The following is a 10,582-nucleotide window of genomic DNA, read 5'->3' as shown; positions in this document are numbered from 1 at the left end:
CGACCGCCGCGGCGCGCCGGTCGTCGTACCGGTCGACCCCGCCGCCGACACACCTCCCGAGGCCGGCTGGGACGGCACCGAGCGGCGCGGGCTGGTCGACTCCTCGGTCCGGGTCGACGTCGAGCTGCTCGACAACCTGGTCCAGCTCGTCGGGGAGCTCGTGCTGACCCGCAACCAGATCCTCCAGCGCTCCGAGAGCCACGAGGACGTCGAGCTGGTGCGCGCGAGCCAGCGCCTCGACCTGGTCGCCAGCGAGCTGCAGGAGTCGGTGATGCGCACCCGCATGCAGCCGATCGGCCAGGTGTGGTCGAAGATGCCGCGCGTCGTCCGCGACCTCGCGCTCCAGCTCGGCCGCGAGGTCGAGCTCACCATGGAGGGCCACGACACCGAGCTCGACCGCAGCCTGCTCGAGGCCGTCAAGGGACCGCTCACCCACCTGGTCCGGAACTCGATGGACCACGGGATCGAACGACCGGAGATGCGCGAGGCTGCCGGGAAGCCGCGCAAGGGTGCGCTCTCCCTCCGCGCGTTCCACGAGTCCGGCCAGGTCGTCGTCGAGATCACCGACGACGGCGCCGGCATGGACCCGGCACGGATCGCCGAGGTCGCGGTCCAGAACGGCGCCATCACCCGGCAGCAGCTCGCCCGGATGGAGACAAGGGAGATCCTCGGCCTGATCTTCCGGCCCGGCTTCTCGACCGCGTCGGCAGTCAGCAACATCTCCGGACGCGGCGTCGGGATGGACGTGGTGCGCACGAACATCGAACGCATCGGCGGCACGGTCGACGTGCACTCCGAGCCCGGGCAGGGCACCACCTGCCGGGTACGGATCCCGCTCACCCTCGCGATCATCCCCGCGCTGGTCGTCGCCGAGGGCGGCGAGAGGTACGCCATCCCGCAGGCCAACCTGGTCGAGCTGGTCCGGATCGAGGGCGACGAGCTCGGCCGCGACGTCGAGGACCTCGCCGGCGCCCCGGTGCTCCGGCTCCGCGGTGACCTGCTGCCGCTGGTGCACCTCGCCGAGGCGCTCGGGGGCAGCGCTGCGGACGCCGAGGCGATCACGGTGGTCGTGCTGCAGAGCGACGACCTGCGCTTCGGCCTCTGCGTGTCCGAGGTCCACGACACCCAGGAGATCGTCGTGAAGCCGATCGGGCGTCAGCTGAAGAACCTCGGGATGTACGCCGGTGCCACGATCATGGGCGACGGCCGGGTCGCGCTCATCCTGGACGTCGCCGGCCTGGCCAAGTCCCAGGGCGTGGGCCCCACCGAGGCGGACACGAACGACCAGAGGGCCGATGCGTCGAACGACGCGATCGCCCTGCTGGTGCTCGAGGTCGGCGGTCAGCGCGCCGCGCTGCCGTTGGCCGACGTCGCCCGGCTGGAGGAGATCCCGGCCGCCAGGGTCGAACGCAGCGGGGACGTCGAGGTGGTCCAGTACCGCGGCGGGCTGCTGCCCCTGGTCCGGCTCGCGCCGCTGATCGGGCTGGTCGACAGCTCGCTCGATGCCGAGGAGATCGCCGTGGTGGTCCACGAGGCCGACGAGCGCGCGGTCGGCATCGTCATCGACCGGGTCCTCGACGTCGTCGAGACCGAGGTCGTCCGGACGGCGGTCGGTCGGCGGTCCGGCGTACTGGGCTCGGCGGTGGTGCAGGGCCGGGTCACCGACCTGGTCGACCTGGAGGCGGTGGTGGCGTCATGAGCACCACCACGACCACGACCGCCGGCCAGTACTGCACGTTCTGGGTCGACGAGCTGTTCTTCGGCGTCGCCGTCGACGAGGTGCAGGAGGTGATCCGGCACCAGCCGATGACCCGGGTGCCGCGGGCCCACGAGGCCGTCTCCGGCCTGATCAACCTGCGAGGACAGATCGTCACCGCCGTCGACCTCCGGGTGCGCCTCGGCTTGCCGTCGCGCGACCCCGAGCGGCTGCCGATGAACGTCATCGTCCGCAGCCGTGGCGAGATCGTCAGCATCCTGGTCGACGACATCGGCGACGTCATCGACGTCGCCGACCTCGAGCTCCAGCCGGTGCCATCGACGATGCCGGTCGTCGTCCGCGACGTCGTCCACGGCGTTCGCATCCTGCCCAACGAGATCCTGCTCGTCCTCGACGCCGACCGGGCACTCGACGTCACTACTGAAATAACCGGAGGGAACCGTGACTGAACTCGACACCAGCGCGCCCGCTATCAACGGCGACCGGCCGTCGGGCGCGCCCACCAGGAAGAGCGGCCGGGCATCGGCGGCGCGGACGTCGTACGGACTCATCGATGCGATGCCGTCGCCGGCGTTCCTCGTCGGGCCCGACTACCTGGTCCGGCACGCCAACCAGGCCGCTCGCGAGCTGGTCGCGCTGCTCCCCGGGGAGGGTGCCGACGAGCTCGTGGGTACGTCGTTCGCGAACCTCTGGACGCACCCCGAGCTGGGCGCCGAGCTGGTGCGGGACGGGTCCTACCTGCCGTCGACGCACCGGATCGAGCTGGCCGACCGTACCGTCGAGTCGACCTTCACGGCCGTCCATGACGAGTCGGGCCGCTACCTCGGCTCGCTGGTCACCGCGGTCGACGTCACCGACCAGATGCTCGCGGACCGCGAGGTCGCCCGGATCACGTCGATGATGGAGAACAGCCCGACGAACATGATGTTCGCCGACCGCGACTTCACCATCACGTACATGAACCCGGCGTCCCTGGAGACGCTGCGTGGGCTCGAGGAGCACCTGCCGGTGAAGGCGGACGGCGTCGTGGGCTCGAGCCTGGACATCTTCCACAAGAACCCGGGCTACCAGCGGGGCATCCTGTCCGACGAGGGCATGCTGCCGCGCCGCGCGAACATCCAGGTCGGTCCCGAGGTCCTCGACCTGCTGGTCTCCGCGATCCGCGACAGCGACGGTGCCTACATCGGCGCGATGGCGACCTGGGAGGTCGTGACCGCCAAGGTCCGGCTCGAGTCCGAGGTCGCCCGGATCACCTCGATGATGGAGAACAGCCCGACGAACATGATGTTCGCCGACCGCGACTTCACCATCACGTACATGAACCCCGCGTCCCTGGAGACGCTGCGTGGGCTCGAGGAGCACCTGCCGGTGAAGGCGGACGACGTCGTGGGCTCGAGCCTGGACATCTTCCACAAGAACCCGGGCTACCAGCGGGGCATCCTGTCCGACGAGGGCATGCTGCCGCGCCGTGCGAACATCCAGGTCGGTCCCGAGGTCCTCGACCTGCTGGTCTCCGCGATCCGCGACAGCGACGGTGCCTACATCGGCGCGATGGCGACCTGGGAGGTGATCACCGAGAAGCTGCGGCTGGAGCGGTCGAACGCCGAAGCGGCCGCCGACACCACGGCGGTCAACCAGGTGCTGTCCGCGCTCTCGTCGGAGGACAACGTCGAGACGGCCGTCCAGGTCGCGCTCGACACGGTACGACGCGAGTTCGGCCTGACGTACGGCTCGTACTGGGCCGTCGACCCGGCCGATCGGAAGCTGAAGTTCCGCTGCGAGTCCGGGGACGCCGGCCCGGAGTTCCGGCGGGTGACGCTGGAGGCGTCGTTCGCCGAGGGCATCGGTCTGTCGGGTCGCGCGTGGGCCCAGCGGGACCTGTTCTTCACCGCCGACATCGGCGAGATGACCGACTGCGTCCGCGCGCCGGTCGCCCAGAAGGTCGGGGTGAAGTCCGGGGTGTGCTTCCCGGTCATGGTCGGGGGAGAGGTCGTCGGGACGATGGACTTCTTCGCCACCGAGACCCTGGATCCCTCGCCGCAGCGTCTCGACGCGCTGCGCAACGTCGGGCGACTGGTCTCGTCGGCGATCGAGCGGATCGGCAAGGACACCGCCGAGCGTGAGGCCGCTGCCGAGCTCAAGACCAAGGTCGAGCGGATCCTCAGCGTGGTGTCGGCGGCGGCGGAGGGCGACCTCACCCGCGAGATCGACATCGAGGGCGACGACGCGGTCGGGCAGGTCGCGGCCGGGCTGCGGTCGCTGCTGAGCACGATGCGCACCAGCATGGGCGACATCAGCCGCACGGCCGAGGCGCTCGCGACCTCCGCCGAGCAGCTGACGGGCCTGTCGCAAGGGATGGGCGAGGGCGCGACCNGGCCGAGGAGATGACCGCCAGCATCCGCGAGATCGCGAAGAACGCGACGGAGGCGGCCTCGGTCGCGACCGACGCGGTCCACGTCGCCGGGGGAGCCGAGGCCACGGTCGCCTCGCTCGGCGAGTCGTCGGCGGAGATCGGCCAGGTCATCAAGGTGATCACCTCGATCGCGCAGCAGACCAACCTGCTCGCCCTCAACGCGACCATCGAGGCCGCGCGGGCGGGTGACGCCGGCAAGGGGTTCGCCGTCGTCGCCAACGAGGTCAAGGAGCTGGCGAAGGAGACCGCCAAGGCCACCGAGGACATCGGCCAGAAGATCGAGGCGATCCAGAACGACACCCAGGGTGCCGTGTCGGCCATCGGCCGGATCGCCGAGGTCATCGCCCGGATCAACGACATCCAGACCACGATCGCGTCCGCGGTCGAGGAGCAGACGGCGACGACCAACGAGATCGCGCGGTCCGTCACCGAGGCGGCCGCCGGGGCCAACGGCATCGCCGAGGACGTCACCCAGGTCGCCAGCGCCGCGGCGGACACCCGGCAGGGTGCCCAGGAGACGCTGGAGTCGGCGACGCAGCTGACCGACATCTCCTCGCAGCTCAAGGACCTGGTGGGCAAGTTCGAGGTCTGAGACCGCGCGGGTCCTGCCGGACTCGCAGAGGAGGAGGCCCCGGGAGCGACGCTCCCGGGGCCACCTCACACGTTCCCGGGCGGGCGGGAGCCTGCCGCGGGGCGGACGCGGAGGGCTAGGGCAGCGTCACCACGGCCTTGTCGACGAAGTCCACCGCGCCCCCACCCCAGGCAGTGACCGACACCGTGACCTTCCCGGGCGGGTCATCCTCGCTGAGGCACCGCTGCCCCGTCGGCACCGTCAGCTCGACCAACCCGGCGGGGTGGTCGACCTCGGACGCCGGCGGTCGGCAGGCCGTGCGGACCCCGTCCTCGCCCACGACGTGGGGGCGACGACCGTCGTACCACTTGAGGACCTCGTCGTCGAAGGAACCGCGAGCCGTGATGTGGACGATCAGGTTCGCCGGTTCCGGGTGCGGGTCGAGCGGCTCGGCGTACGCCACCGTCACGCGCAGGCCGCTCCTGCCGTAGTCGAGCGTGACTGCCTCGACGTCGACGTCGACGGTGGTCTCCGACGGATCTCCGAGGTTGATGGAGTTCTCGGTGTCGCCCACCGGGTCGCTGACCGTCGTGGAACCGGGGCGCGACGACCCCGGTCGTCGGTCCTTGTTCCCGTCACCGTTGTTCCCGTCACCGTTGCTCCCGCATCCCGCCACGCTGACGACCGCGGCGACCGCGGCGAGCCTGAGGACTGGGCGGGACGCTCGGGCGAACGGCATAGCCGGAGGCTACCGAGACGTCCGTGCCGTGAACGACCGCGGCGCACGAACCTGGCGCCGGTCAGCGGGGAGCCGGGGTCAGCTCACGCCCTTGCGCGCCGTCGCGAGCGAGGTGTCGACCGCGAGCGGGGTCTCTCCGCGCAGCCGCTGCGCGAGCAGGGCCGCCTGGGTGCGGTGGGCGACCCCGAGCCGACTCAGCAGCGCCGTCACGTGGTTCTTGACCGTCTTTTCGGCGAGGAACAGGCGCTCGGCGATCTCCCGGTTGGTGAGGCCGTCGGCGATGAGGAACAGGATCTTGCTCTGCTGCGGGGTGAGGTCGGAGATGACCTGCAGGGAACGCTTGTGGAACTCCACCTGCTCCATGACCCGCGCCGCGACGGAGCGGTCGATCAGGGAGTGGCCGCTGGCCACCAGCCTGATCCCGCTGACGAGCGAGTTGCCCTCGATCTGCTTGAGGACGTAGCCGGCCGCGCCCGCGAGGATCGCCGCCGAGATCGCGTCGTCGTCCTGGTAGCTGGTGAGGATCATCGCCTTGATGTCCGGGTCGACGGCGCGCACCTCGCGGCAGATGTCGAGCCCGTTGCCGTCGGGCAGATGGGCGTCCAGCACGGCGACGTCCGGCCGCAGCTCGAGGATCTCCTGGAGGGCCTTGCTCGCGAGTCCGGACTGGCCGACGACCTCGATGTCGGGCTCGCCCTCGAGCAGGCTGGCGAGGCCTCGACGGACGATGTCGTGGTCGTCGAGGAGGTAGACGCGGATCGGTCGCTTCGCTGGCACAGGGTCACTCTGCCGACGTGACGGGGTCCGTGGAGGCCTAACGGACGGGAATGCCGCCCAGAACCGGATCTTCTGCCCGCTCGTCCTCCCGGTGCCCATCCGAAAGGACTAGAGCCCGTCGCCGGACGCACGTCCCGGCGTCGCTGATCGCGTGCGCGGGGTCAGTGTGCGGGGTCAGTGCGCGACGTCGTCCGACAGCGCACGCATCATCCGGCGGCTGCGGTTCAGCTCGCCCAGAAGCTCCAGGATCTGGCGCGTCGTGAACTCGTCGGACTCGGGGGCGGTGGCCGGCGCCAACCAGTCCGAGGCCTCCTCGGCAGCGAGCCGGGAGCCCAGCTCGATCCGGTAGACGGTGTCACTGAGCTCGAAGTCGACATCGGCCACGACGGCGGCGAAGAAGCGCCCGCGGCCGGTGTCGCTCACGACGAGCGGCTCGCCGAGCTCGAGACCGCGCTGCAGGCCGGCCGCCACGTGGCTGACCGCCACCGAACGGCTGCGCAGCGTGAACTCGCTCAGCTGCAGCTCGATCTGCTCCACGACACCCTCCCCGACTCGGACTCCCTGGCCTGCCAAACGACGCGGCCGCGAGTGGCGTTACGGGACTGAAGTCCCGGTTCTGTGGTCCCGTGCACAGGACCCGGGTCCCGGTCCTGTGCGACAGCACGACGCCAATGGGCGGCCAGCGGCGCTACGGTTCGGGTGACAGCGATCACGTTCGCCCGAGAGGACCCACCTGTGCCGTTCAAGAGCCCCTTCGCCGACGTCGAGATCCCCGACGTCAGCCTGTACGAATACCTCTTCTCCGGACTCACCGAGGACGACCTCGGGCGCCCGGCGGTCTTCGACTCGGCGACCGGGACCGAGACGACGTACGGCGACCTGCGCGCCCGCATCGACGCCTTCGCCGGTGCGTTGGCCGCTCGCGGGATCAAGCCCGGCGACGTCGTGGCGCTGCAGGTGCCCAACACCGCGGCGTTCATCATCGCGTTCCACGGCATCCTGCGTGCAGGAGCGACCGCGACCACCATCAACTCGCTCTACACCCCACCGGAGATCGCCAACCAGCTGCGTGACTCGGGTGCGATCCGCTACGTCACCGTGTCCCTCCTGCTCCCGGGTGCCCTGGCCGGGTGCAGCGAGGTCGGTCTGGCCGCCGACAACGTGATCGTCCTCGACGGCGCCGAGGGGCACGAGTCGCTGCTCGACCTGCTGTCCGAGGGAGCAACGCCGCCCGACATCTCGATCGACCCGTCGACCCACCTCGCCGTCCTGCCCTACTCGTCGGGGACGACCGGCAAGGCCAAGGGCGTCATGCTCACCCACCGCAACCTGGTCGCCAACGTCGAGCAGTCGATGTCGGTGATCAAGGAGGAGCGCGACGACGTGGTCCTGGCCGTGCTGCCGTTCTTCCACATCTACGGCATGAACGTGATCATGAGCGTCACCCTCCGGGTGCGCGCCAAGCTGGTCACGATGCCGCGCTTCGACCTGGACGACTTCCTCCGGCTGATCGAGGAGCAGCGGATCACCTTCCTCTACATCGCCCCGCCGATGGCGGTCGCGCTGGCCAAGCACCCGGCGGTCGACACCATCGACACGTCGAGCATCCGCGCGGTGCTCAGCGGCGCCGCGCCGCTCGACCAGTCCCTCGGTGACGCCGTCAAGGCCCGGCTCGGTTGCGGGATGCTCCAGGGCTACGGCATGACCGAGCTCAGCCCGGTCTCCCACGCGCTTCCGCTCGACCGCGACGACATCTCGGTCGGCTCGGTCGGCATGGCCGTGGCCAACGTCGAGTTCAAGGTCGTCGACACGCTCACCGGCGAGGAGATCGAGGCGGTGCCGGGCGGACGCACGGCACCCGGCGAGCTCTGGGTGCGCGGTCCCGGCGTGATGGTCGGTTACCTCGGCAACGACGAGGCCACCCGCGAGACCATCGACGCCGACGGCTACCTCCACACCGGCGACATCGTCGAGGTCGGGCCCGAGGGCGAGGTCTACGTCGTGGACCGCCTGAAGGAGCTGATCAAGTACAAGGGCTACCAGGTGCCGCCCGCCGAGCTGGAGGCCGTGCTGCTGACCCACCCCGACATCGCGGACGCCGCCGTCGTGCCCCACCCCGACGAGGAGGCCGGCGAGGTCCCGCACGCCTTCGTCGTCGTCCAGGAGGGGGCGTCGCTCACGGCCGACGAGGTGATGGCGTACGTCGCCGAGCGGGTCGCTCCGCACAAGAAGATCCGGATCATCGACTTCATCCCGGTGATCCCGAAGTCCGCGTCCGGCAAGATCCTGCGCAAGGACCTCAAGGGCAGGACGGCCGCCGACCTGGCGTAGTTCCCCAGGACTTCACCGGCCGGACACCGGGGGAGCGGTGCCGGTTCAGCGGTTGTCGGTTGGCTCCGAGCCATGACTGTCACCCGCCCCGAGCACCGCCCCCTGCTGTCCCTCACCCCGGTCACCCGTGAGGGTGTCCGCCACGGTTCCCGGTCGTTCATGACCTGCCGGTTCAAGTGTGGCAACGCCTGCGACCACCCCGTGCCGAACACGTCCGAGAACGGCCACATCCAGGACGAGATCGCGAAGGCCGTCGGGCGCCGCTCGGTGCTCCGGGGAGCCGCGGTCGGCGCCGGGGTCCTGGTGGCGACGACCGGAGCCGGGACGCTCGCTGCCGCCGCGGTCGAGCCGGCGGCGAAGCGGAGCGCGGTCGCACCTGCGGGTGGCCCGCTGGCGCAGGCCCGCTTCCGTCCGGTCGCACCCAACCGCCGCGATGCGATCGTCGTCGCCGACGGCTTCACCCACAACGTGGTCATCAAGTGGGGCGACCCCGTGGTGGCGGGCGCGCCGAGGTTCGACGTCCGCAACCAGACGGTCGCGGCGGCCGAGCAGCAGTTCGGCTACAACGCCGACTACGTCGCCGTCCTGCCGCTGAGCGACGACAAGGCGGTGATGGTCGTCAACCACGAGTACACCGACGAGCAGCTGATGTTCCCGGCGGGCGTCTACACCGACGACGAGATCAAGGCGGTCGCGATGACCAACCACGGCCTGTCCGTCGTACAGATCAAGCGGGGCGTGGTTCCCGGGTCCTGGTTCCGCCAGAAGAACCTCTCCAAGGCCAGGCTCAACCGTCGGATCCACATCAGGACCGAGTTCCGCTTCACCGGACCGGCGGCCGGTGACCCGTTGCTCCAGACCAAGGCGCAGACCGGAGGCCGGACCTGCCTCGGGACGCTCAACAACTGCGGCGGCGCCATCACCCCTTGGGGCACGGTGCTCACGGGCGAGGAGAACTTCAACCAGTACTTCGACAGGTCGGGGGCGCTCGACTCCCGCTTCGCCGCCCAGTACGCCCGCTACGGCCTCACCGGCAGCGGCAGCCGCGGCTGGAGCTCGGTCGACGAGCGGTTCGACATGACCGCGCACCCGAAGGAGCCGCACCGCTTCGGGTGGGTCGCCGAGATCGACCCGATGGACCCGGCCTCGACCCCGCGGAAGCACACGATGCTCGGCCGGTTCAAGCACGAGGCCGCCGAGATCGGCATCGCCGAGGACGGGCGGGTGTGCGTCTACATGGGTGACGACGAGCGCGGCGACTACCTGTACAAGTTCGTCTCGGACGGCAAGCTCGACCCGCGCCGCACCAAGGCGGCCAAGCGCCACAACATGCAGCTGCTGACGACCGGCACCCTCTACGTCGCGAAGTTCACCGGCGACGGCGAGGCCGACGGGGAGCACGACGGCACGGGTCGGTGGATCCCGCTGTGCTCCGACACGGAGTCGTTCATCCCCGACATGTCGGTCGCGGAGGTGCTGGTCTTCACCCGGCTCGCTGCCGACCAGGTCGGCGCGACGAAGATGGACCGCCCCGAGGACGTCGAGGTGAACCCGGTCAACCAGAAGATCTACGCCGCGCTGACCAACAACTCCGGCCGCGGCTCCACCTTCCCCGCCGACGAGGCGAACCCGATCACGTCGTCGATGACCCGCACCAGCCCCGGCTCTCCGCTGGAGACCAAGTCCGGCAACCGCAACGGCTACATCCTGGAGATCACGCCCGGCAACGGCGACCACGCGCGGAAGACCTTCACCTGGGACCTGATGATGATCTGCGGTGACCCGGAGGCGCCCGAGTCCTACTTCGCCGGCTACGACAAGGCGAAGGTCAGCCCGATCAGCTGCCCCGACAACGTCGCCTTCGACACCGCCGGCAACCTGTGGATCTCGACCGACGGCACCCAGCTCGGCGGCAACGACGGCATCTTCCGGGTGCCGGTCGCCGGGCCCGAGCGGGGCCACGTCAAGCAGTTCCTCACCGTGCCCAAGGGTGCCGAGGCCTGCGGCCCCCTGCTGTACGACGAGGACCGGTCG

The 10,582-nt window shown here is 70.3% G+C and carries 9 protein-coding genes; 6 read left to right on the top strand and 3 right to left on the bottom strand.

Annotated elements, in window-relative coordinates; genetic code table 11:
- The 4 genes from H0488_RS18475 to H0488_RS18460 all read left to right on the top strand — a co-directional run.
- Positions 1-1,699, top strand: a 1,699-nt coding sequence (locus H0488_RS18475; protein WP_183100711.1) for a chemotaxis protein CheA, incomplete at its 5' end; no start/stop codon positions are given.
- Positions 1,696-2,166 (top strand): chemotaxis protein CheW, encoded by a 471-nt coding sequence (locus tag H0488_RS18470; protein WP_183100710.1) that lies wholly within the window; start codon positions 1,696-1,698, stop codon positions 2,164-2,166. The genes H0488_RS18475 and H0488_RS18470, both read left to right, overlap by 4 nt.
- A gap of 109 nt (positions 2,167-2,275) precedes the next feature.
- Positions 2,276-4,105: a GAF domain-containing protein gene (locus H0488_RS18465; protein WP_246372449.1), complete on the top strand. Its 1,830-nt coding sequence runs from the start codon at positions 2,276-2,278 to the stop codon at positions 4,103-4,105.
- Entirely contained in the window at positions 4,102-4,722 is a 621-nt protein-coding gene (locus H0488_RS18460) for a methyl-accepting chemotaxis protein (RefSeq protein ID WP_183100708.1), read from the top strand. Before H0488_RS18465 ends, H0488_RS18460 begins: the two co-directional genes overlap by 4 nt.
- Positions 4,723-4,837: 115 nt before the next feature.
- Here H0488_RS18460 and H0488_RS18455 read toward each other — a convergent pair whose 3' ends face one another.
- The 3 genes from H0488_RS18455 to H0488_RS18445 form a co-directional block, all read right to left on the bottom strand.
- Positions 4,838-5,440, bottom strand: coding sequence for a hypothetical protein (locus H0488_RS18455; RefSeq protein WP_183100707.1), 603 nt, complete (start codon positions 5,438-5,440; stop codon positions 4,838-4,840).
- A gap of 78 nt (positions 5,441-5,518) precedes the next feature.
- A complete protein-coding gene (locus H0488_RS18450) occupies positions 5,519-6,217 on the bottom strand; it encodes a response regulator (RefSeq protein ID WP_312856428.1) in 699 nt (232 codons plus the stop codon).
- Positions 6,218-6,391: 174 nt separating this feature from the next.
- Positions 6,392-6,754 (bottom strand): hypothetical protein, encoded by a 363-nt coding sequence (locus tag H0488_RS18445; RefSeq protein WP_183100705.1) that lies wholly within the window; start codon positions 6,752-6,754, stop codon positions 6,392-6,394.
- A 198-nt stretch (positions 6,755-6,952) separates the two neighbouring features.
- On the opposite strand from H0488_RS18445, the gene H0488_RS18440 reads away from it, so the two are divergent.
- Both H0488_RS18440 and H0488_RS18435 read left to right on the top strand, forming a co-directional pair.
- Positions 6,953-8,548 carry an AMP-binding protein gene (locus tag H0488_RS18440; protein ID WP_183100704.1) on the top strand — a complete coding sequence of 532 codons (1,596 nt, stop codon included), beginning with the start codon at positions 6,953-6,955 and terminating at the stop codon, positions 8,546-8,548.
- A 72-nt stretch (positions 8,549-8,620) separates the two neighbouring features.
- A partial coding sequence (locus H0488_RS18435) for a PhoX family protein (RefSeq protein WP_183100703.1) occupies positions 8,621-10,582 on the top strand: 1,962 nt, incomplete at its 3' end.

The organism is Nocardioides pelophilus (assembly GCF_014180685.1).
Taxonomy (GTDB): Bacteria; Actinomycetota; Actinomycetes; order Propionibacteriales; family Nocardioidaceae; genus Nocardioides; species Nocardioides pelophilus.
This window is presented reverse-complemented; position numbering and strand designations above follow the sequence as displayed.

Bases quoted from the DNA above. Each gene is read 5' to 3' on its own strand.
- H0488_RS18460 (WP_183100708.1), top strand. From the start codon at position 4,102: ATGACCGCCAGCATCCGCGAGATCGCGAAGAACGCGACGGAGGCGGCC.
- H0488_RS18455 (WP_183100707.1), bottom strand. From the start codon at position 5,440: ATGCCGTTCGCCCGAGCGTCCCGCCCAGTCCTCAGGCTCGCCGCGGTC.
- H0488_RS18470 (WP_183100710.1), top strand. From the start codon at position 1,696: ATGAGCACCACCACGACCACGACCGCCGGCCAGTACTGCACGTTCTGG.